Annotated in this window: 16 protein-coding genes and 1 other RNA gene; 8 read left to right on the forward strand and 9 right to left on the reverse strand. The window is 70.5% G+C overall.

From position 1 onward, the window contains the following. Window positions 1-108: 108 nt before the first annotated feature. The gene (locus EDF24_RS15775) at window positions 109-471 is read right to left on the reverse strand and encodes a hypothetical protein (protein ID WP_123653688.1); all 363 of its coding nucleotides are present in this window, start codon (window positions 469-471) and stop codon (window positions 109-111) included. A gap of 119 nt (window positions 472-590) precedes the next feature. Between EDF24_RS15775 and prfB the strand changes: the two genes are divergently transcribed. The 7 genes from prfB (at window position 591) to EDF24_RS15810 (ending at window position 7,315) form a co-directional block, all read left to right on the forward strand. Beyond that, window positions 591-1,700, forward strand: a complete 1,110-nt coding sequence (gene prfB, locus EDF24_RS15780) for a peptide chain release factor 2 (protein ID WP_123653687.1) — start codon at window positions 591-593, stop codon at window positions 1,698-1,700. Between the two features lie 73 nt (window positions 1,701-1,773). After that, a complete protein-coding gene (gene ftsE, locus EDF24_RS15785) occupies window positions 1,774-2,532 on the forward strand; it encodes a cell division ATP-binding protein FtsE (RefSeq protein WP_123653686.1) in 759 nt (252 codons plus the stop codon). Further along, on the forward strand, window positions 2,529-3,443 hold the full coding sequence (gene ftsX, locus EDF24_RS15790) for a permease-like cell division protein FtsX (RefSeq protein WP_123704143.1): 915 nt from the start codon (window positions 2,529-2,531) through the stop codon (window positions 3,441-3,443). Before ftsE ends, ftsX begins: the two co-directional genes overlap by 4 nt. Before the next feature lie 139 nt (window positions 3,444-3,582). Then, a complete protein-coding gene (gene smpB / locus EDF24_RS15795; protein WP_123653684.1) occupies window positions 3,583-4,059 on the forward strand; it encodes an SsrA-binding protein SmpB in 477 nt (158 codons plus the stop codon). 96 nt (window positions 4,060-4,155) lie between these two features. Beyond that, window positions 4,156-4,533: a transfer-messenger RNA gene (gene ssrA / locus EDF24_RS15800) on the forward strand. Between the two features lie 117 nt (window positions 4,534-4,650). Further along, entirely contained in the window at window positions 4,651-5,520 is an 870-nt protein-coding gene (locus EDF24_RS15805) for a hypothetical protein (protein ID WP_148070913.1), read from the forward strand. A gap of 127 nt (window positions 5,521-5,647) precedes the next feature. Next, window positions 5,648-7,315: an APC family permease gene (locus EDF24_RS15810; RefSeq protein WP_221181389.1), complete on the forward strand. Its 1,668-nt coding sequence runs from the start codon at window positions 5,648-5,650 to the stop codon at window positions 7,313-7,315. A 5-nt stretch (window positions 7,316-7,320) separates the two neighbouring features. Here EDF24_RS15810 and EDF24_RS15815 read toward each other — a convergent pair whose 3' ends face one another. The 6 genes from EDF24_RS15815 to EDF24_RS15840 all read right to left on the reverse strand — a co-directional run bounded on the left by EDF24_RS15815 (window position 7,321) and on the right by EDF24_RS15840 (window position 16,689). Further along, on the reverse strand, window positions 7,321-8,628 hold the full coding sequence (locus EDF24_RS15815) for an LLM class flavin-dependent oxidoreductase (protein ID WP_123704149.1): 1,308 nt from the start codon (window positions 8,626-8,628) through the stop codon (window positions 7,321-7,323). A gap of 2 nt (window positions 8,629-8,630) precedes the next feature. Further along, the gene (locus EDF24_RS15820) at window positions 8,631-10,019 is read right to left on the reverse strand and encodes an O-acetylhomoserine aminocarboxypropyltransferase/cysteine synthase family protein (RefSeq protein WP_260233470.1); all 1,389 of its coding nucleotides are present in this window, start codon (window positions 10,017-10,019) and stop codon (window positions 8,631-8,633) included. 335 nt (window positions 10,020-10,354) lie between these two features. Next, window positions 10,355-10,894, reverse strand: a complete 540-nt coding sequence (locus EDF24_RS15825) for an NUDIX hydrolase (protein WP_123704151.1) — start codon at window positions 10,892-10,894, stop codon at window positions 10,355-10,357. Next, window positions 10,894-11,655, reverse strand: a complete 762-nt coding sequence (locus EDF24_RS15830; protein ID WP_123704153.1) for a M50 family metallopeptidase — start codon at window positions 11,653-11,655, stop codon at window positions 10,894-10,896. The genes EDF24_RS15825 and EDF24_RS15830 overlap by 1 nt, the downstream gene beginning before the upstream one ends. A 134-nt stretch (window positions 11,656-11,789) precedes the next feature. Continuing rightward, on the reverse strand, window positions 11,790-13,571 hold the full coding sequence (glmS, locus tag EDF24_RS15835) for a glutamine--fructose-6-phosphate transaminase (isomerizing) (protein WP_123704155.1): 1,782 nt from the start codon (window positions 13,569-13,571) through the stop codon (window positions 11,790-11,792). 406 nt (window positions 13,572-13,977) lie between these two features. Continuing rightward, the gene (locus EDF24_RS15840; protein ID WP_123653677.1) at window positions 13,978-16,689 is read right to left on the reverse strand and encodes a LuxR family transcriptional regulator; all 2,712 of its coding nucleotides are present in this window, start codon (window positions 16,687-16,689) and stop codon (window positions 13,978-13,980) included. Window positions 16,690-17,187: 498 nt separating this feature from the next. On the opposite strand from EDF24_RS15840, the gene EDF24_RS15845 reads away from it, so the two are divergent. After that, on the forward strand, window positions 17,188-18,705 hold the full coding sequence (locus EDF24_RS15845; RefSeq protein WP_185021695.1) for an MFS transporter: 1,518 nt from the start codon (window positions 17,188-17,190) through the stop codon (window positions 18,703-18,705). A gap of 252 nt (window positions 18,706-18,957) precedes the next feature. On the opposite strand, the gene EDF24_RS15850 is transcribed toward EDF24_RS15845, so the two are convergent. Continuing rightward, entirely contained in the window at window positions 18,958-19,740 is a 783-nt protein-coding gene (locus EDF24_RS15850) for an inositol monophosphatase family protein (protein WP_123704157.1), read from the reverse strand. A gap of 18 nt (window positions 19,741-19,758) precedes the next feature. Further along, window positions 19,759-20,922, reverse strand: coding sequence for a hypothetical protein (locus EDF24_RS19555; RefSeq protein ID WP_260233471.1), 1,164 nt, complete (start codon window positions 20,920-20,922; stop codon window positions 19,759-19,761). Between the last annotated feature and the right edge of the window lie 163 nt (window positions 20,923-21,085).

Consider the following 21,085-nt stretch of genomic DNA (forward strand, 5'->3'; position numbering starts at 1 on the left):
ACCTCCGGTGACGACGTGGTGTGTGGTAACTCACATCGTCCCGGAGGTCTTCACTTACGTCACCCGTTCACAACGTCCCGGGGAACTACAGCTAGGGCTTCTCGTCGACTAGGGCTTCTCGTCGACCAGGGCGACGAACCTGCTGCCGATGCCCTCGACCTCACGCCGGACGTACCCGGCGGTGGGTTCGGGCGCCTGGTACGGCGCGTGGTAGTCGCAGACCAGGTGGTCCCAGTCCGGCCACCACTTCTTCGGCCGCGCCGTCTCGTCGTACCCGCAGACCGCGCACACGAGGTGCACCCAGACCTTCTTGGCGCCCGTGCGGTTGGCCCGGGACTGCACGAGCCAGGCCGGCGGGTCCTGCTCGATGGCGTCGAGTTCGGCTTCGCTGAGTCGTGAGGGGATCCCGTGGTGCGTCGCCATCTCGATGGGGATGTCGAGTCGTACGGCGGCGTCGCGTCGGGAGAGCATCCGTCAAGCGTAGGTCGTGCCGGAGTGTGGGGGAGGACCACCGCGACCGGCGGGGCGGGCCCGCACCGGGCCTCCAGGCCGTCGTCCGTGTCCTGCGCGCGCCGGTAGACTCGGTGACCATGGTCGAACTGGACTTCACCGAGCAGATCTCCGCCCTCCGAGAGACCTTCGGCAACATCCGCTCGGTGGTCGACGTCGACCGCCTGCAGCGCGAGATCGCCGACCTCAGCGAGCAGGCCGGGGCCCAGGACCTCTGGGACGACGTCGAGCACGCGCAGCAGGTGACGAGCGCGCTCTCGCACCGGCAGTCGGAGCTGAAGAAGATCACCGACACCGAGCAGCGCATCGACGACCTCGAAGTGCTGATCGAGATGGCGAACGAGGGCGACGACCAGGACTCCGCCGACGAAGCGGCCGCCGAGCTCAAGGCCATCACCAAGACCATGGGTGACCTCGAGGTGCAGACGCTCCTCGACGGCGAGTACGACGACCGCCCCGCCGTCATCACGATCCGCGCCGGTGCCGGTGGTGTCGATGCCGCGGACTTCGCCGAGATGCTGATGCGCATGTACCTGCGGTACGCGGAACAGCACGGCTACAAGACCACCGTGATGGACACCTCCTACGCGGAAGAAGCGGGCATCAAGTCCGCCACGTTCGAGGTCGACGCGCCGCACGCCTTCGGCACGCTCTCGGTGGAGGCCGGCACGCACCGCCTCGTCCGGATGTCGCCGTTCGGTGCCGCCGGCAAGCGCCAGACGTCCTTCGCCGCGGTCGAGGTCATCCCGCTCATGCCGGAGACCGCCGTCATCGACATCCCGGAGAACGACATCCGCGTCGACGTGTTCCGCTCGTCGGGCCCCGGCGGACAGTCCGTCAACACGACGGACTCCGCGGTCCGCCTGACCCACCTGCCGACGGGCACTGTCGTCTCGATGCAGAACGAGAAGTCGCAGATCCAGAACCGTGCGGCCGCCATGCGCGTGCTGCAGTCGCGCCTCCTGCTCCTGAAGAAGGAAGAGGAGAACGCGAAGAAGAAGGAGCTCGCCGGCAACATCACGGCGAGCTGGGGCGACCAGATCCGCTCGTACGTCCTCGCGCCGTACCAGATGGTGAAGGACCTCCGGAGCGAGCACGAGGTGAACAACCCCTCAGCGGTGTTCGACGGCGACCTCGACGGCTTCATCAACGCCGGCATCCGCTGGCGGAAGCAGTCGGTGGAGTCCTGAGCGCGGCCGCTGACGGACGTGAGCCGCGCGCCTCGCTTGCTTTCCAAGCGGGGCGACCTACCCTGATCCGGTCATGATCAAATTCGACCAGGTCACCAAGCTGTACTCGGGCAACCCGAGTCCCGCGCTCGACAACATCACCCTCGAGATCCTGAAGGGCGAGTTCGTCTTCCTCGTCGGCGCGTCCGGCTCCGGGAAGTCGAGCTTCCTGCGCCTCGTGCTCAAGGAGGAGAAGCCGACGCGCGGCCAGATCCACGTGCTCGGTCAGCGCCTCGGTGCCCTGTCCTCGCGGAAGGTGCCGTACTTCCGACGGAACCTCGGCGTGGTCTTCCAGGACTTCCGGCTGCTGCCGAACAAGAACGTCTTCGACAACGTCGCGTTCTCGCTGCAGGTGATCGGCAAGAGCAAGGGCTTCATCAGCGAAGCCGTCACCGACGTGCTGAAGCTCGTCGGCCTGAACGGCAAGGCCACCCGCATGCCGCACGAACTCTCCGGTGGTGAGCAGCAGCGCGTGGCGATCGCCCGCGCCGTCGTCAACAAGCCGTCGGTGCTCCTCGCCGACGAGCCCACCGGCAACCTCGACCCGACCACGTCGGCGGGCATCATGGCGCTCCTCGAACGCATCAACCAGGGAGGCACCACCGTGCTCATGGCGACGCACGACGCCAGCATCGTCAACCAGATGCAGCGCCGGGTGATCGAGCTCTCCGGGGGCGTCGTCCTCCGCGACGAGCAGTCCGGCGGGTACCAGACCCAGGCGCTGCCGACCATCCAGCAGGCCGGCGTCTCGAACACGACCGGCATCCAGACCATCCCGGGGCTCATCCGATGAGGCTCGGGCTCGTCATGTCCGAGGTCGGTTCCGGCCTCCGGCGGAACGCCTCGATGGTCGTCTCGGTCGTCCTGGTCACCTTCATCTCGCTCACCTTCGTGGGCACCGCGATCCTGCTCCAGATGCAGATCAACCAGATGAAGGGGTACTGGTACGACCGGGCGCAGGTCGCCGTGTACCTGTGCACCGACACCGACACCACCGGCAACTGCACGGGGGCGAAGGCCACCGACGACCAGCGCGAGCAGGTCGAGGAGCAGCTCAAGGGCTCCACGCTCGCGCCGTACATCGAGAAGACGTACTACGAGGACCAGCAGCAGGCGTACGCCCGCTTCAAGCAGCAGTTCAAGGACTCGCCGGCCACGGAGTTCGTCAAGCCCGAGTACCTCAACGAGACGTACTGGGTGAACCTGAAGAACCCGTCGCAGGCGGACGTGCTGCAGGAGAGCCTGTCGAAGGTCGCCGGCGTGCAGAGCGTCGTGGACCAACGCGGGTACCTGCAGCCGATCTTCAACCTGCTGAACGCGTCGTCCTACACGGCGATCGGCATCGCGGCGCTGATGCTCATCGCGGCCGTGCTGCTCATCGCCACGACGATCCGGTTGTCCGCGTTCAGTCGACGGCGCGAACTCGGGATCATGCGACTGGTGGGCGCGTCGAACCGGTTCATCCAGACACCCTTCGTGCTCGAGGGGGTGATCGCCGCGGCCATCGGAGCAGTCCTTGCCGGCGGGGCGATCACCGCGGTGGTCTGGTTCTTCGTCCGGAACTACCTGACGAAGCGGTTCACCGGCACGGCGTTCATCGGGATGAGTGACGCCGCGATCGTGGTGCCGGCCGTGATCGTCATCGGTGTGATCCTCGCTGCGGTGTCCGCGTCGATCGCGATCCGCCGGTACCTCAAGGTCTGACGCCGCGCCGCGCCGCGCCGTCCCGGGGCCGCGCCGCGCCGTCCCGGGGCGCGCCGCGCCGGGAAGGTGCGGCGGGCCGCGGTTGTTCAGTAGGCTGTAGGGCTGCACACCGGCAGCGGACCAGCGAGAGGAGACGCGCATGGCGAAGGAACGCGGCGAGAAGATCGTGGCGACGAACCGTCGTGCACGCCACGACTACCTCATCGAGGACACGTACGAGGCGGGAATGGTGCTCTCCGGCACCGAGGTGAAGTCCCTCCGCGAAGGCCGGGCATCGCTCGTCGACGGGTACGCCTTCGTCGACGCCGGGGAAGCCTGGCTCGACGCCGTGCACATCCCCGAGTACACCGAGGGCACGTGGAACAACCACGCACCTCGGCGCAAGCGGAAGCTGCTCCTCCACAAGCAGGAGATCGTGAAGATCTCGCACAAGACCCAGCAGGGCGGGTACACGCTCGTCCCGCTGCAGATCTACTTCCACGACGGCCGGGCCAAGGTGGAGATCGCGGTCGCGAAGGGCAAGCGCGAGTTCGACAAGCGCCAGGCCCTCCGTGAGAAGACCGACAAGCGCGAGGCCGAGCGGGCCATGCGCACCAAGAACCGCCTCGGCGACTAGCGGACGCCCAGTTCGTTCGGTAGACTGAACAGCTGCCTGCGGAAGCAGGCCTTGAAAACTCCACAGTGTGACAGCGGCTCGCTGCTCGGCCCGTACGGGGATGATCGGTTTCGACATCGCCTGTGTGCCGACGGGAAGCGGGCCGAGGACCCACGGTTATCTCGTGAACGATCCGTGGAAAACAACAAGTGCCAATTCCAAGCGCACTGACTTCGCTCTCGCTGCGTAAGCAGCCCAGCACATGAAGTCCGTCGGCCAGGTGATCGTCTCCTAACCTGAGTTCCGGCGTCATCCAGGGGGCTTGCTGCACGGTTGCGCCTCAGGGCCGTGCGGGACTTGCACTGAGACTGGGCCCGTCGTCCTAGAAGCCGGTAGCAAAGGACGGGGCCGAGCAGAACGAATCATCCGGATACGCCCGTAGAAGACGTCGAATTGCAGCGATGGACGGGGGTTCGATTCCCCCCATCTCCACCAACGCCGTAGCGACGCAGCCGCTGTCACACCGTGGTCACCCCTCCGGTTCACCCGGCAGGACTACGCTCCGCACCAGGCGCAGGAACACGCCGGCGCCCGTGAGTGGAAGGTCCCGTCGTGCAGGAGATCGCGATCCGTGTCCGGCTGCGAGAGCAGGAACGAGTCGGCCTGGCCGAGTACGAGCGCATCGTGGGGTCCGTCGCCACGGTCGCTGCGCTCACCGCCTGGCTGCCCACGCCCGATGCCCGCCTCGTGATCCGGGGGAGGGGCGCCGAACCGGTCCGGCTCGAGACCGTCTCGTACGGCTCGACCTTCGAGATGCTCGTCGTCCTCGACCAGCGGAGCGCCGCCGTCGAGCGCGCTGCCGCTGCCGTCGCCGCACTCATCGAGTCCGTCCGGCACGAGCACGTCGAGGACGACGTGTCCGGGGTCGCCGGCGAGCTCGACCGTCTCGACCGTTCCGCGCCCCGGGGCCGATCGGCCGTCGAGCGCTCGCTCCGCGCGTTCCTCGAAGGCGCTCGGGCCGATGTGCTGGCGCGGAAGAGCACGACCCGGCTCCGCGCCGCGTCCGCGCTCGTGCGCCTCGCCGAGGATGCCGCCGAGCTCACCGTCGAGCGGGTGGAGGACGCGCTGGCGTCGGAGCTCACCGAGCAGCCGGTCGACGTCCTCGCGGACACCGGTGCGGCGATCGTCGTCGAGCCGGTGGACGGCGTGGATGCACCGGACGAGCCAGGGGCCGAGCCGGTGCCAGAGCCAGAGCCCGCGCCCGCGCCCGCACCGAGCCCGAAGTCGAAGCAGCAGGACAGCGGCAAGAAGAAGGACGACGGCAAGAAGGCCGACAAGAAGAAGTCCGACAAGAAGAAGGCCGACAAGAAGAGCGACAAGAAGAAGTCCGACAAGAAGAAGGCCGACAAGAAGAGCGACAAGAAGTCCGACAAGAAGAAGGCCGACAAGAAGAGCGACAAGAAGAAGTCCAAGAAGTCCTAGCCTGAGTGCTTATACAGGGCATTTGTTTCCACCTCGTTAACAAATCGTCCGAGAACGCCGCACAGTGCCAGAGTCGATGACCACGACCCCTGCAAAGGGGCCGTGGTTCATCTCGACAGGAGCAACTGTGGCTACATCCACCTCGCAGGCGCTGCCCGATTCCGGGCTGAAGCGCAACGTCGGCTTCATCGGCCTCATCTGGGCCTCGACCGGATCCATCATCGGTTCCGGCTGGCTCTTCGGCTCGCAGGAAGCCCTCAAGACCGCCGGCCCCGCGGCGATCATCTCGTGGCTCATCGGCGGGGTCGCGATCCTCGTCCTCGCACTCGTGCACGCCGAACTCGGCGGCATGTTCCCGATCGCGGGTGGAACAGCGCGGTTCCCCCACATCGCCTTCGGCGGCGTCGCCGGAGCCTCGTTCGGCTGGTTCTCGTGGCTGCAGTCGGTCACGGTCGCCCCGATCGAGGTGGAGGCCATGATCAAGTACGCGCAGCACTGGCAGTTCGCGCACCCCTGGCTGCACACCACGACGGTGGACGGCGAGACGCAGCAGCTGCTGACGGGCGCGGGCATCGCGGTGGCGGTGTTGCTGATGGCGGTCGTCACCGTGATCAACCTGCTCAGCGTGAAGATCCTCGCGAACACGAACTCCGCTGCCACGTGGTGGAAGGTCGCGATCCCACTGCTCGTCATCATCGTCCTGGCGTTCAGCGGCTTCCACGGCTCGAACTTCACGGCGGCGGACGGCTTCATGCCCGAGGGCGCGAAGGGCATCCTCGCGGCGGTGTCGACGTCGGGCATCATCTTCGCGTTCCTCGGCTTCGAGCAGGCGGACCAGCTCGCCGGCGAGGCCAAGAACCCGAAGCGCGACATCCCGCGCGCGGTCATCGGGTCGGTGCTCATCGGCCTCGTGATCTACCTGCTGCTGCAGGTCGTGTTCCTCGGCGTGCTGCGTCCCGAGGTGATCCAGGGCTCGTGGGCGACCGCGGACTTCACGAAGTACACGGGTCCCTTCGCGGACATCGCGATGGCGGCGGGCATCACCTGGCTGGCCGTGATCATCTTCATCGACGCGATCATCTCGCCGGCCGGCACCGGCCTGATCTACGTCACGGCGACGTCGCGCATCTCCTACGGCCTCAGCCGCAACGGATACTTCCCGAAGGCGTTCGAGTGGACGACCAAGCAGGGTGTGCCGTGGGTCGGTCTCATCACGGCGTTCGTCGTCGGGTGCGCCTGTTTCGCGCCGTTCCCGTCGTGGCAGGGGCTCGTCAGCCTCATCACGAGCGCGTCGGTGCTCATGTACGCCGGGGCGCCGCTCGCACTCGGGGCGTTCCGGAAGCGGATCCCTGAGATCGAGCGTCCGTACCGGATGCCCGCGGCGACGGTGCTCTCACCGATCGCGTTCATCGTCGCGAACCTCATCATCCTCTGGACCGGGTGGGACACCGACTGGAAGCTCGGCGTCGCGATCCTGATCGGCGCCGCGGTGATCATCCTCAACAACGTGTTCCGCGGTACTTCGAGCGTCCGGCCGCGGTGGGACTGGAAGGCGGCCCAGTGGCTGTTGCCCTACCTGGTCGGCATGGGGCTGATCGTGTTCCTCAGTGACTTCGGTCCGCTGACGAACCCGGTGTTCCCGCTCTGGATCGACATCGTCGTGGTCGCCGTCTTCTCGCTGATCATCTACTACTGGGCGATCAACTCGGCGTCCCCGCGCGAGGAGATCCTCCGCACGGCCGAGGACGTCCGCGACACCGAGGAGTCCTCGGTGGTGGACCCGATCCGCCACTGACGCCGTCAGAAGTCGAACAGGTTCGCGCGGATCCCTCCGGCGCCGTACTCGCGCCGGAGGAGTCCGCGCTGCCGCAGCACCGGGACCAGGTCGCCGAACATCCGGTAGACCTGGGCCGGGTGCAGGTCGCCGGAGAAGATGATCCCGTCGTTCTCCGCGTCCGCGCCGAGCTCCTCGATGAAGTCCGCGAACTCCCCGGCGGTCCCGACGAAGCCCGAGCGGGAGGACACCCGCCCCTTGCGGGCCTTCCGCGTCAGGAGCTCGCGGAGCGGTGCGTCCGGTGTGTCACCGACGAGCCCCCGGATCGTCCCCGCTGAGACGTGGTCGCCGAAGGTCCCCGCGGGGATCGGGGCGTCGAGGTCGAGCGCCAGCAGGTCGGTCTCGGAGTCGCTCGACCACGCGATGGCGGCGGTGCGGAGGTCGTCGTCGGACGGGTGCAGGGAGGCTTCCACGATGCGATCGGCCTCCTCCGGGGACACCGCGATCTCCGGCTTCAGGACGAACAGGATGCGGAGCTCGTCCGGGGAGCGCCCGGCGTCCGCAGCGGCCGACAGCACGCGCGCCCGGTAGTCCGACACCGCGGACGCCGACAGCGGCGCCAGCGCGAGCTGGACGTCCGAATGGGTCCCGGCGAACCCGAGTCCGCGGCCGGAGCCGCCGGGGGAGACGACGATCGGATCGGAGTCGAGCGGCAGCGCGTTGAGCGGCCCGTCGGCGGTGAAGTACGCGCCCTCGTGGTGGAACGCGTCGAGCTCGTGCCCGTCTGCGAAGTGCCAGTCGGGACGCGATCCGACGTACCCGTCGGACCCCCAGGAGTGCCAGAACCGGCGGAGCAGGGTGATCCACTCCTCGGCGCGGTCGTACGCCTGGTCGTGGGGGAGCGGCGGCAGGCCGGCGTGGCGAGCGCTCCCGACGTCGGTGACGACGTTGATGCCGAGGCGCTCCGACGACAGGTGCGCGAGCGTGGCGAACTGCCGTGCGGCGAGGTACGGCGGGGTGATCCCCGCGTTCACGGTCGGCGCGATCCCGATGTGCGAGGTCGCGGCGAACAGGTACGGGGCGAGCAGCAGCGGGTCGTGCTTCGGGCCGCCGTACGCCTGCCGGATGCGCAGGTCGAGCGTCGACGGGTTCCCGAGCGAGATCGCGTCCTCCGCGATGACCAGGTCCATCCCGGCCTGCTCCAGCGCCCGCACGGACTGCTGGTACAGGTCCGGCTTCGTCCAGTCGTGGCCCCAGTCCCAGTCGGACCGCCCCCACGCCTGCGGGCCGAACCCGCGCGAGAAGAAGTACCCGAAGTGCTGCAGGTCCGCCATCGTCAGATCTCCTCCGCGATCACGTGACGCTCCGGGACCGTGTGTCCCAGGGACTCGAGCTCCGTCCCGGAGCCGAGCCGAGCCTCCGGACCGGTTTCCCCACGCACCGCGGCGAACCCGCGTTCCAGGTCGCGGAGCAGGTCCGCGACGTCCTCGATGCCGACCGACAGACGGATCAGGCCGTCGTCGATGCCCTGCGCGGCCCGTTCCTCCGGCGTGCGGCCGGCGTGCGTCGTCGTCGCCGGGTGCAGGATGAGCGACCGGACGTCACCCAGGTGCGTCATCCGGCTGAACAGCTGCACCGCGTTGATGAAGTCGCGTGCGGCCGGCTCACCGCCGGCGAGCGTGAACGCGAACACGGACCCGGCTCCCCGGGGCAGGTACCGCTCCGCCAGGTCGTGGTACGGACTGGAGGCCAGACCCGCGTGGTCGACGCTCGTCACCTCCGGCTGCTGGTCCAGCCACCCGGCGATGGCCAGCGCGTTCGCGCTGTGCCGCTCCACCCGCAGGCTCAGGGTCTCGATGCCCTGGCGGAGCAGGAACGCGTTGAACGGGGACGGCGTCGGGCCGATGCGGGAGCTGATGACGTCACGCGCGAAGACGATGTACGCGCGGTTGCCGTACTTCTCCACGTAGCTCTGTCCGCCGAGGGACCGCTCGGGGTTCGTCAGGTGCGTCCAGCGCTCCGGCGAGGCGGACCAGTCGAAGGTGCCGCCGTCGACGACCACGCCGCCGAGGCCGGAGCCGTGGCCGCTGAGGAACTTCGACGCGGAGTGCACGACGACGTCGGCGCCGTGCTCGATCGGGCGGACCAGGTACGGCGTCGCGAGGGTGTTGTCCACGATGAGCGGGACACCCGCCCGGTGCGCGGTGTCCGCGACGCCGGTGATGTCGAGCACGTCGTTCTTCGGGTTCGGGATCGTCTCCGCGAAGAAGGCCTTCGTGTTCGGACGGACCGCCGCCGCCCATGCGTCGAGGTCCCGCGCGTCGGCGACGAAGTCCACCTCGATGCCGAGCCGGCCGAGGTTCTGGAGGAGCAGCCCGCGGGTGCCCTCGTAGATGCTCTGGGCGCTGACGACGTGGTCGCCGGCCTGCAGCAGCCCGAGGAACGCCACCGTCGCCGCGGCCTGCCCGCTCGACACCAGGATCGACTCGGAGCCGCGTTCGAGCAGGGCGATGCGGCGTTCGACGTCGCCGTTCGTGGGGTTCCCGAGACGGGTGTACGTGTAGCCGTCGTCGGTGCCGGCGAAGCGGTCGCGCGCCTGGTCGAAGTCGTCGAAGAGGAAGCCGGACGACATGTGGATCGCGGGCACCCTCGCACCGTGACCGGCGTCGGGAACGAACCCGCCGTGCACCTGCTCGGTCGCGAAACCGTGGTCGTCGTTCGACATGGCATTCCTCCGATGATCTGTTGTCCGTACTCTCGCAGGCCTCGCTCTGCGGATACTCCATTGCGGCCCCCGGTTACGACGGGATGGGGGCGGCCGTGGCATCCCGGTGGGACGGTGTTCGACGGCGCCGACCTGGCACGGCACGGCACGGCACGGCGCGGCACGGCGCGGCACGGCGCGGCGCGGCGCGGCACCCCAGGTTCCTTCTGCGCGGTGACCGATCCGGTTCACGATCCCCGGGAATCGTGAACCGGATCGGTCACGGCCAGGAACCGGAACGTGGACCGGCGGGCGGCGATCGGCGGACGACCAGCGGCGGTCGGTGCCCGTTCGGGTCAGTGCACCCCGTCCCGGACCGCCGACAGGACGCCCTCGAGCCGCCGAGCGAAGCCGTCGGGCAGCGCGTCGGGGAGGGCGTCGACGGGGAACCACCGGACGTCGTCGCTCTCGTCGCTGACCGTGGTCACGGTGTCGCGTGGGACGACCGCGACGAAACCGACGTCCCAATGTGCAGCACAGGAGAACCCGCCGTGCAGGTCGTGGCGGTCGAGGTCGACGATGCGGGATGAGGAGAGTTCGAGGTCGGGGATGCCGGACTCCTCGCGTGCTTCGCGGCGGGCGCTGGCGGCGAGCGACGGGTCGTCCTGCTCGAGGTGTCCGCCGAACTGCACCCAGAACCCGCCCTTGCGGTGGTGGCAGAGCAGCACGTGCGCCAGGTCCGGCGAGAACACGAAGCACGACGCCGTGAGGTGCTCGGAGCCGCCAGCTCGCCACAGCGCGGCGTCCCCGTGCTCCCCGACGAACGCCAGGTACCGCTCTCGGAGCGTGCCGGCGGGTGCAGCCCGGAGCTCGGACGCGACGGAGTCGACGCGCATCAGACGAGCGCGCGGACGCCGGCGGCGATCGTGTCCCAGACCTCGAGCAGGGGATCCCGCGCGAGCCAGACCGCGACGCCGTTCACCAGGACGAACAGCACGAACCAGAGCCCGGCGGGCAGCCGCATCTCGGCGGCCGCGATGTGGAAGTCCGTCTGCACCCGAGCGCCGGTGAGGAGCCAGCGCGCGACCTGCACCACCGACCGCAGCCCGTCCACGACGAACAGCGCACCGACCGCGGCGACGACGAGCACCGTCGCCTCGGACGGCCGCAGCGCCACCCAGAGTGCCAGCGCGTCGAAGCCGACGACGACCAGCAGCCCGAACCAGTTCCGCACGAACACGAGCGCGACCAGCCCGATCACGCCGAGCACCACGACCGGGAGCCACCGCGACCCGTGCAGCACCCCGGTGAGCAGCAGCGCGCCGGCCCAGAGCGGCGCGCTGTACCCGGCGTAGAGGTTGAGCACCCGGACGAGCCACCGGATCGCGCCGGGGACACCGCCGAGCTGCACCCAGGCCTCACCGGAGCCGTCCGGGCGGAGGTCGATGCGGCGGATCCGCCCGCCGAAGGGCACGACGACGATGCAGTGCCCGACCTCGTGCGCGATCGTCGCGGCGATCCGGGCGACCCGTCCGACCACGGGGACGAACGGGAGCACGGCGCCGACCAGGATCGCGACGAACACCAGCGAAGCGGACGACACCAGTGGGACCGACGACACCAGTGGGACCGACGAGATCAGCGGGACGGAGGACATCGCCCGCAACTGTGGCAGATGCGGCTAGGAGAGCACCGAGGGGAGCACCAGGATGACCACCAGCGTCACCAGGACGGCCACCACGGTGAGGACGGTGAGGAACACCGTCAGACGGTTCATGCGCGGCTGCCTCGCTATTCGACCGTCACCGACTTCGCGAGGTTCCTCGGCTTGTCGACGTCGCAGCCGAGCTGCAGCGCGAGTTCGCGGGCGAGCATCTGGAGCGGCACGACGGCCTCGAGCGGACCCCACGGTCCGGTCTCCCCGAGCGCGGGGATGTCCGAGCCGGGCCCACCGATCGTGATGACGAATCCGCCGCGGGCACGGACCTCGGCGATCGCGGCCTGCAGCCGGTGCTCGCCGTGGTCGATGACGACGACGGGGGTGCCCTCGTCGACGAGCGCCAGCGGGCCGTGCTTGAGCTCGCCGGACGGGTAGGCCTCGGCCCACCGGTAGCTGAGCTCCTTGAGCTTGAGTGCCCCCTCGGCGGCGTACGGCAGCCCGACGCCCCGCCCGAGGAACAGGAACCCGGTCGCCTCGCGGACGCTCGACACCAGCAGCGGGATGCGGTCGGCGGCGACGCGTCCGGCGTGCTCGATGCGCGCGGGCAGTTCGCGGAGCGCGGTGACGTGGACGGCGGCCTCGGCGGGGGAGATCCGCCCGGAGGCGACGAGCGCCGCGATCATCGCCGCGACGCCGACGACGACCTGCGCGGTGAAGGTCTTCGTCGCGGCGACGCCGATCTCGGGGCCGGCCTGGCAGTCGAGCACCGCGTCGGCGCGGCGGGCGAGGGAGGAGTGCACGTTGTTCGTCAGCGCGAGGACGGGGTGCGCGTCCCCGAAGCGGTCGAGGGCGCGGAGCACGTCGGCGGTCTCGCCGGACTGGCTGATCGCGATGACCAGGGTGCCGGGGCCGAGGACCGCCTGGTCCGCCTCGCTGGCGACGACGATGTCGGTGGGGACGCCGCCGATGCCCCGGAGCGCGGTCGCGATGACCTGCCCGGCGTTCAGCGAGGTGCCGCACGCCACGATCGCGAGCCGGTGGAACCCGGGGGGCCCGAGGCCGACCCACATGCTGCCGTCGGCGGTGCGGGCGGCGATGCGCTCGACGATCTCGGCGACGACGGCGGGCTGCTCCTCGATCTCCTTCGCCATGTGGTCCGGGTGGTCGCCGAGCTCGAGCGCCGCGGCCGCGAACGGCGAGGGCGTCGGGAACGGCACCGGGACGGACACCCCGGCGGAGGACCAGTTCCAGGACTCGCCGAGCTCGACGACGTCACCGTCGCGGAGCGCCACGAACGTCTCGCACCACTCGGCGATCGCGCCGATGTCGCTCGCCACGAAGTCCCCGCGGGGAGCCCGGGCGACGACCAGCGGCGAACGCTCGGCAGCGACGACCATCCGGCCACTGCGGGAGTCGAGGACGACGATCGCCCACGACCCCTCGAGCTGTGCCGCCGCGATCTGCACCGCGAGCATCAGGTCCTGGTCCACGGCGAGGGCGCGCTCGACGAGGTGCGTGATGACCTCGGAGTCGACGTCGGAGCGGAACACGTGTCCCTGCGCCTCGAGCATCGTGCGCAGTCGCTCGGCGTTCTCGATGATCCCGTTGTGCACGACGCTGATCCGGCCGGTGCAGTCCAGGTGCGGGTGGGCGTTCCGCTCCGAGACGCCACCGTGCGTGGCCCAGCGGGTGTGGCCGATGCCGGTGCCGGTGAGGGCGTCACCGGAACGCGCTGCGACGAGCGTCCGGAGGTCACCCACCCGTGACACGGACCGGATGGTCTCGAAGGAGCCGGAGGCCGTCCGCACGGCGATGCCCGCGGAGTCGTAGCCGCGGTACTCGAGCCGTTCGAGGCCGTCGAGCAGGTACGGGGTCGCGTCGTCGGAGACGCGGGCCGCGATGATGCCGCACATCGGGAGTCCCTTCGGGTGGGGAAGCAGGCGGTGGGGGAGCGGGGTCGGCACCGACCGCCGCTCGGGTCTGCCACGCGATCGGGGCCGTGGCCCGTACCGGCGCCCGTCCTCGGATCAGGCGAGGACGGACGTCGGCGTACGTGGGCCGACGGTTCGGGTACCGATCGGGGTACCGTGGGCTGGCCTCCGGGGAGACGCGGCGGTCGGTGCAAGAACGAGCATCACCGGCCGGGCCGCCCTCCGACAACGCTCCGCGACGCTTGTTGCGGTTCTTCGCGCGCACCGTGCGAGACCGCGCGGTGGCGTGCGGAGTCGCGCAACGGCCCGCACCGTGGGCAGACGACGAACGGGAGGCACGGTGCCAGCTGGCACCGTGCCTCCCGTCCGGGGTGACGCGTGTTCTCGATCAGGTGAGCAGCGCGACCAGGTGGGAACGCGAGCGCGCCCCGACCTTCCGGTAGATCTGCGTGAGCCGCAGCTCCACCGTCCGCTGGGACATGTAGAGCGACGAGGCGATCTCGCGGTTGCGGTACCCCTCGGTCACCTTCTGCACCACCGCGCGCTCCTCCGCCGTCAGCGAGGTGAGCACCGCCGCTGCGTCCGGAGCGCTCCGCGGGGTCCCCGGCGTCATCGGGGTCGTCGCGGACAGCAGTGCGCCGGAGCGCACACCGCCCGTGAACGGACCGGAACCGATGCCGGTGCCACCGAACGACGGCATCGCGACGGTCGGGGCCGGCGTCGCGAGCGGACGTCGGAGACCGGCGGCCTCGTACGCCGCCGCGGCCGCGGCACCGAGCCGGGCACGGTCCGCCGGGACACCGATCGCGGCGAGTGCCGCGAAGGTGCGAGCACGCTCGAACTGCGAGTCCGCGGGCTGGAAGATCTCCAGTGCACGACGCCGCGAGGTGTCCCTCGTGGTGTCGTCCGCGATGAGCGCGAGGCTCCTCGCGAGGACCAGCGCACCCCAGCGGGACGGCCGGGCGTGGTGGTCGGCCGCGAGCCGCGCGGTGATGTTCCGCGCGTCGTCGGTCCGGCCGAGCCGGGAGTACGCCTCCACCAGGTCGCCGAGGTGCCGGAGCACCGCCGGGTTCCGGAGGCTGCGACCGATGGCGTCGGCGGCCTCGAGGGACGCAGCCGCCTCCTCGAGACGACCGTCGAGGAGCAGCACGCGACCACGGAGGGCGTACAGCTTCGCCGTCGCTCCCCACAGCCGGTTCGTGGAACGCTGCCGCAGGCAGTGGTCGACGACGTCGAGGGCGTCGGCGGACCGGCCCTCGGCGAAGTGCCGCCACGCGACGGCGATCGCCCGCGACGGTTCGCGGAGCCGTTCGACGACGGCTGAGCCGGCCTCCCACACGTCGATCGCGCGGAGCGCCTGCCGGAAGTTCCCGGAGCGCACCTCGTTCTCGGCGGACAGGTAGCGGGCGGCCTCGAGCCACACCGGCGCGGTGTCCGTGGCGCGGGCCAGGACGAGCGCGAAGACCCGGCGGGCGCTGCGGTAGCGCTCGGCGAGGCTCAGCGCGTGGGCGAGGAGCAGCAGTGCGGGGTCGGACATCGCGAGGAGCTTCTGCGCCGCGAGGCCGTCGTGCAGCTCCGCGTCCGGCGGCAGGGTGCCGTCGACCGCGGACACGAGGTCACGCGCCGTGCCGAGGATCTCCACGGTGTGTGCGGAGCCACGGGCTTCGAAGAGCTCGGCCCGGTGCAGCAGGTCGCGGGCCTGGTCGAGCTCCCACGCCTCCGCCCGGAAGGACGCCACCATGGCCAGGAGCCCGGCGAGCGAGTCCGCCTCGCTGTCGTCGTCGGTGTCGATCGGCACCATCAGCTCGTCCGCGTGGACAGCGTCGCCGCTGAGGTACTGGACGGAGTACTGCAGCCGGAGCCGCCGCACCTCGTCCGCGAGCTCCTTGAACGGCTTGATCGCCGCCAGGTAGCGCGCCGCGAAGCCGAGGAGCCGGTGTCCGAGGAGGACCTCGGCGACACCCAGCAGGGCGACGTGCTCCGCTTCCGATCCCGTCCCGATGTGCAGGGCACGTTCGGTCAGGGCGACGGCGGCGTGCGAGTCGCCGTCGACGGCGTAGGAACGAGCGGCGCGGAGCAGCGCGGCGGCGTCGGGGACGTCGTCGACGAAGCTCGCGTGCCACGCGGCCGAACGGTCGTCGTGGGCAGCGGCGCTCGCAGCCAGCTCGGTGTGCGCCTCGCGGCGGTCCCGTGCGGGCATGCTCCAGTACAGCGCGGAGCGGACGAGCGGGTCACGGACGGAGATCGACTGCCCGCGGACCGTGGCGAGGCCGGCGCCCACGAGGTCGTCGATCGCGTCACGGTCCCAGCCGGCGACGCGCGCCGTCGGGACGAGGGCCAGCCGGGCGAGGACGTCCAGATCGCGTCCCGCAGCGGCTTCGAGGACGAGCTCCGCGGCTGCGGAGGTCGTCGGGGTCGGTCGCAGGGGCACGACGATCGGCTCGGTGCCGACGAGCTGTTCACGGCGGAGTGCGCCGATCTGCTCGCGGAGGGCACCGGGGTTGCCGCCGGTCTCCTCGGCGAGGACGGCGAGGACGCCGTCGTTCGCCTCTTCGGGTGCCATGTCCCGGGCGAGCACGAGTGCTTCGTCCGGCTGCAGCGGTTCGAGCCGCAGGATGGGCAGCGACGCCAGCGGACCGCCGGCGGGGACACGGCGGACCGTGGCCACGAGGCGGAGTGCCGTGCCGGCGAGCCGTCCCGCGAGGAACGCGATGAGCTCTTGGCTCTCGGCGTCCATGCGGTCCAGGTCGTCGATGAGCACGAGCGTCGGCGGGAGCGTCAGCGCGTGCACGGCGTCGAGGAAGTCGTGCGCTGCGGCGAGGCCCTCGTCGACGTTCCGGACCAGGCGCGCGATGTGCGCCGAGGCCCGGGGGTCGTCGAGGGCGGTGAACAGGGAGGTCACTCCCGACATCGGCCAACGGGCTTCGGAGCCGTTGACGCCGAGCCGGACGACGGGGATGGAGACGCGGTGCGAGACCGCGTCGAGGACGCTGGAGCGTCCGGAGCCAGGGTCGCCGACGACGACCATCGCGGACTCCCGAGGGAGCACTGCGAGGGTCGCGATCCGGTCGACCTCAGAACGTCGACCGGTGAGTTCCATGCGGACTCACCGGCCTCCGGGTCCTGAGACGGACTGGACGGCGGGGCGCACGGAGGCGGATCGGACGAGGGTGCGGGGGTTGGCCGCACGACTGATCGATCGTGAAGCGCTCATCAGGGGAGCGCCGGAGGATTCGTGGTTGGAATGCGGTCGAGTGAGGGTGCACTCGATCTCGCTCGGGAACGATGATGTCATCGTCTGTATCACCCCTCGGGTTAGGGTTTCGACGAACACGACCGGCCGGATCTGCATCGGGACTAGGGATCCCGAGACGCCACCTGACCTGCCGTCTGACAGCGACGATAACCCAGGCGCGGGTCGGATGAGCCAGTCCGCGCAATCGGATGTGACGCTTCATCACCCCAGTACGGGGGGTGTGACCCCCCGCGCGGGGGGTCACGATTGGTGTTGGCGAGTACTTCGTGGTACGGAAACGGGGTACACCCGTGTCCCCTGCTGCTCGGCCGCGCCCGGCGTGGTCCGGGTAGAACCGGTGGGGTGACCGACGACCTCCCCGACGACCGGACGCGCTGGCGGGCCTTCGGGGTCTGCGTGGCGGTCGCCGCCCTGACGATCCTCGACCTCTCGAAGGTCAACGTCGGCCTGCCGTCGATCGAACGCTCCCTCGACGCGACGAGCTCGTCCCTGCAGCTCATCGTCGCGGGGTACGCCCTGGCGTTCGGGCTCGCACTCGTGCCCGCCGGGCGGCTGGGGGACCTGAAGAGCCGGCGTGCCCTGTTCATCACCGGGCTCGTCGCCTTCACCACCGCGAGCCTGCTCTGTGCGATCGCCCCGACCATCGAGGTGCTCATGGTCACGCGGATCCTGCAGGGGTTCGCCGCCGGCACCCAGATGCCGCAGGTGATCGGGCTCGTCCAGCAGCTGTTCCGCGGTGCCGAGCGCGGTCGTGCCTTCGGGCTGTTCGGCGCGATGATCGGCATCTCCACCGCGCTGGGTCCGACGATCGGCGGCGGGCTCATCGCGATCGGCGGCGAGCAGGACGGGTGGCGCCTGCTGTTCTGGATGAACGTGCCCCTCGGCATCGCGGCGCTGCTGTTCGCACTGAAGCTCCTGCCGAAGGGATCGCAGCGCCGCGCGGCCGACCGCGAGCTCGACATCGTCGGCATCCTGTTGCTCGGCGCCGCGATCGTCACCCTGATGCTGCCGTTCGTGCTCACCACCGGTGCGGGGGACTCCGGCGCCCGGTGGCTGTGGCTCGTCGCCTTCGCGGTGTTCCTGGTGCTCTTCGTGCTGTGGGAGATGCGGTACAAGCGGCACGGGAAGTCCCCGGTGGTGCACTTCGAGCTGTTCCGGCTGTCGTCCTACCGGAACGGGCTCGCGATCGTCGCGGTCTACTTCGCGGCGCTGCCGGCCTCGTTCCTCATGGTCACCCTGTACCTGCAGGAGGGCCTCGGGCTCGCGCCGCTCTTCGCCGGCATGGTGAGCATCCCGTTCGCGGCGACGAGTGCCGTCGGGGCCTACGTCGGCGGGCGGATCGTGAACCGCGTCGGGCGGGCCCTGGTCGTGTTCGGGCTGTTCATGGTCGTCGTCGGCTTCGTGCTGCTCATGCTCGCCGCGACCCTGACCACGCCGGACGTCACCCCGTGGGCGATGGCGGGAGCGTTCCTGGTCGGCGGGCTCGGCGGCGGGTTCGTGGTGTCGCCGAACCAGACGCTGACGCTCGCGGAGATCCCGGTGGAGCAGTCCGGCGTCGCCGGGTCGATGCAGCAGCTCGGGCAGCGGGTCGGCACCGCGATCGGGACGGCGGTGGCGACGAGCATCTTCTACGGGATCGTGCGCGGGTCGACGGCGGCGTCCGGGTCGGGGTCCGGGTCCGTCGGGTCTGCGGCGCGGTTGGACGCGTACCACGAGGCGTTCCGGAGCGGCACGACGTTCACGGTGTCGCTGATCGCGCTCGCGCTGGTGCTCGCGGTGGGGGACCTGGTGGTGCGGGTGCGCGCATCACGGCGCGAGGCCGTGGACGCGGGTTCCGCCGGAGGCGAGGCGCGCGCCTGACGCGGGCCGGGCCTCCCGGCGGGTCGTGGGCGGGGTGCTGCGGACGCGGCTCGGCGCTCCCGACGCGGCACGGTCGGGCGCTCCCGACGCGGCACGGTCGGGCGCTCCCGACGCAGAACGACGACGTTGCTGTCGTACGACAGCCGCCCTGTCGTCGCCACGCGCCTGCAACTGTTGCGAGCGCGCGGTTGCGACGACGTCGCTGTCGTACGACGACGACCGTGTCGCCCGCCGCGAGCGCGACGAGCGGGGTCAGCGGCGGATGACCTCGACGACGGCGTCGTGGACGAGGCCGTTCGTCGCCAGCGCGCTGCCGTGCCAGGGGCCCGGGTCGCCGTCGAGCGAGGTGAAGCGGCCGCCGGCCTCCTCCACGATGGGGACGAGCGCGGCCATGTCCCACGGCTTGAGGTCCGGTTCGCCGGCGATGTCGAGGATGCCCTCGGCCACCATCATGTACGACCACATGTCCCCGTACGCCCGGGTGCGCCAGACCTTGCGGGACAGGTCGATCAGCGGCTGCAGGCGGTCGTCCTCGTCCCACTGCTGGATGCTGTTGTAGCTGAGGCTCGCGCCCTGGAGCTCGGCGACCCCGGAGACGTGCAGCTCCCCGTCGAAGGAGTGCGCGCCGAGCCCCTCGGCCGCCCACCAGCGCTTGCCGAGGGCGGGGGCGCTCACGACGCCGAGCACCGGGCGGCCGTCGACCGCGAGGGAGATCAGCGTCGCCCAGACCGGCACACCGCGCAGGTAGTTCGCGGTGCCGTCGATCGGGTCCACGACCCACTGGCGGTGGCCTTCGCTGGTGGCCTCGGCGCCGGAGTCCGCGGTGGTCTCCTCGCCGAGGAACGCGTCGTCCGGGCGTTCGGCCGCGATGCGCTCCCGGAGGACCCGCTCGACGGCCTGGTCCGCGTCCGTGACGTGGGTGCTGTCGGCCTTCTTCGACACGTGCAGGTCAGCGGCGCGGAAGCGCTCCAGGCTGATCGCGTCGGCGGTGTCGGCGAGGGAGCGGGCGAAGTCCAGGTCGGCGCTGAGGTCCACGGGTCGAGCGTAGCGGCGCTACGCCGCGACGACCTCTTCCTCTTCGAGGCGGCTGACCTCGCGCTCCCGGGCGATGCGGGTGCGGCGGGCGACGAGGCCGTGCACGACGACGCAGAGCAGCACCGCGCCGACGAGCCACAGCGTGAGCACGAGGGAACTCCGGCCGAGCGACGCACCGGGGAAGTACTGCAGGTCCTGCGCGGCCTGCAGCCAGGCGGCTCCGCTCCAGAAGGTGTTGAGCGCCGCGAAGAACCCGGGCTGGAACGCCGGCTGGAAGATCCCGCCGGAGGACGTGAAGTTGAGCATCACGAACAGCATCGTGAGCACCGGCGTGGTCCACCGCCCGAGGATCGGGTGCAGACCGATCCCGAGACCGATGATGATCGCGTCGTACATCCACGCGAACAGGAAGATCTGCCACTGGTGCGTCGTGATGACGCCGTAGATCGGTCCGGCGATGACGATCCCCATGCCGGCGACGACACCGGCGGTCGCGAGGCCGATGACCGCAGTCCACACCGTCCGGAGCTTCGTGGCGAACGCGGCGACCGCGATGGCCGAGGCGTACCCGCCGACGCTCAGGGCGACGAGCAGGAAGAACAGTCCCTGGCCGGTGCTGTCCTGGTCACCCGAGGGCACGACGTCCACCACGTGGAAGGGCAGGTGCTGGTCGTAGGCGATCGGCATGAAGATCTTCTGCGCCGCGGTGGCGGTGGTCTCGCTGGCCGCCGAGGAGACGTAGAGCGTGGCACCGGACGCCGAGGTGGAGAACACGGCGGCGAGGTCGCGGTCCTTCACCTGCTGCTGTGCCTTGCTGTCGCTGGCGACGACGTGGGCGACGAGGGCGCCGTCGGACTGGTCCGTGACCGTCTGCGCGAAGACCTGCGTGGCGGCGCTCTGCCCGACGATGCCGACGGGGAGGTCCTTCGGCGCGGGGGCGTGGAACGCGCCGAGGTAGGCCAGGCCCATCCCAGCCGCGAGGAACAGCGGGACGAGGATGTGCGTCGCGAAGGTCAGGAGGGTGCGGCCGAGCCCGACGGGGCGGAGGACGTTCGGGGCGCGGTGCGGCGGTCGGGGAGCGGCGTGGCCCCGGTGCTGGTTCGCGGCGTCGTCGGCGCGGTCGATGGAGGCGGGAGCGTCGACGCGGGTCGGCGCAAAGTTGTACTTTGCAACTTCAGACACGAGGGGCAATAGTACGCCTCCGGTACGACTTTGTCGACGCCGGGGCCCGCCGGGGCCCGCCGGGCCCCGCCAGCGCCCGCCGGCGTCCTTCGAGGCGGGCGCTGAGATCGCACTTCGTGTCGGCTTCACGCTGCGGAGGCGACACGAAGTGCGATCTCACCGG

Origin of the sequence: Curtobacterium sp. PhB130 (assembly GCF_003755165.1) — a bacterium.
Classification (GTDB): Bacteria; Actinomycetota; Actinomycetes; order Actinomycetales; family Microbacteriaceae; genus Curtobacterium.

Bases quoted from the DNA above. Each gene is read 5' to 3' on its own strand.
- prfB (WP_123653687.1), top strand. From the start codon at position 591: ATGGTCGAACTGGACTTCACCGAGCAGATCTCCGCCCTCCGAGAGACC.
- EDF24_RS15815 (WP_123704149.1), bottom strand. From the start codon at position 8,628: ATGGCGGACCTGCAGCACTTCGGGTACTTCTTCTCGCGCGGGTTCGGC.
- ftsX (WP_123704143.1), top strand. From the start codon at position 2,529: ATGAGGCTCGGGCTCGTCATGTCCGAGGTCGGTTCCGGCCTCCGGCGG.
- EDF24_RS15840 (WP_123653677.1), bottom strand. From the start codon at position 16,689: ATGGAACTCACCGGTCGACGTTCTGAGGTCGACCGGATCGCGACCCTC.
- EDF24_RS15775 (WP_123653688.1), bottom strand. From the start codon at position 471: ATGCTCTCCCGACGCGACGCCGCCGTACGACTCGACATCCCCATCGAG.
- EDF24_RS15825 (WP_123704151.1), bottom strand. From the start codon at position 10,894: ATGCGCGTCGACTCCGTCGCGTCCGAGCTCCGGGCTGCACCCGCCGGC.
- ftsE (WP_123653686.1), top strand. From the start codon at position 1,774: ATGATCAAATTCGACCAGGTCACCAAGCTGTACTCGGGCAACCCGAGT.
- smpB (WP_123653684.1), top strand. From the start codon at position 3,583: ATGGCGAAGGAACGCGGCGAGAAGATCGTGGCGACGAACCGTCGTGCA.
- glmS (WP_123704155.1), bottom strand. From the start codon at position 13,571: ATGTGCGGCATCATCGCGGCCCGCGTCTCCGACGACGCGACCCCGTAC.
- EDF24_RS15830 (WP_123704153.1), bottom strand. From the start codon at position 11,655: ATGTCCTCCGTCCCGCTGATCTCGTCGGTCCCACTGGTGTCGTCGGTC.
- EDF24_RS15820 (WP_260233470.1), bottom strand. From the start codon at position 10,019: ATGTCGAACGACGACCACGGTTTCGCGACCGAGCAGGTGCACGGCGGG.